Below are 574 nucleotides of genomic sequence, written 5' to 3'. Positions count from 1 at the left end.
ACGTTTTTGGTGATTTACTGTTTCTCAAATGCCTTTTTTCACTTTATATGTTTGTTTTGATGCTCTCTTTAATTTTTTCTCTACGTAATTTACCTCTGTGACAGTTTGGGGTGCGGAATGTGGGGTGAAACGTCCGTTGAGTAATTTTGTGTGCCAGCACAAACAATGAGAGGGACAGTTGAGCAATTAACAAATCTTTTATACTGCATACGAATAACCATCCTTTGCGTGAATGCGTTTACAAAACTTATGTGATATTCCTTGAATCAATCCATTTTTAGTAGAAATATTGAAACTACCAGTTAAACGAATAGCCACTTTTCCCACATAAGTACCAATCTTTTTACCTGTGGTGACAACTGCTTTAGCAATATCGCCAGTTTGAAAACCAAAATGTATTTTTTCTCTCGGTACGTGCCTACTCGGAAAACCGTACTTGTCGGTTCGGCAAGATTGTCTAGAACCGTGACCGTTAGCTGTAATTAGCAGTGGTTTAACACCTTTGATATTGAGAATTGGAGTTGATTTACCAACACAAGCGGCATCAATCCAATGTGTTTTTTCTAATTGTTGT

General features: G+C 37.3%; 1 pseudogene. It reads right to left on the bottom strand.

From position 1 onward, the window contains the following. Positions 1–198: 198 nt before the first annotated feature. A pseudogene (locus FFO06_RS20760) lies at positions 199–574 on the bottom strand (RNA-guided endonuclease IscB); the annotation flags it as partial.

This window comes from Dolichospermum planctonicum (assembly GCF_005402965.1).
Classification (GTDB): domain Bacteria; phylum Cyanobacteriota; class Cyanobacteriia; order Cyanobacteriales; family Nostocaceae; genus Dolichospermum; species Dolichospermum planctonicum.
This window is presented reverse-complemented; position numbering and strand designations above follow the sequence as displayed.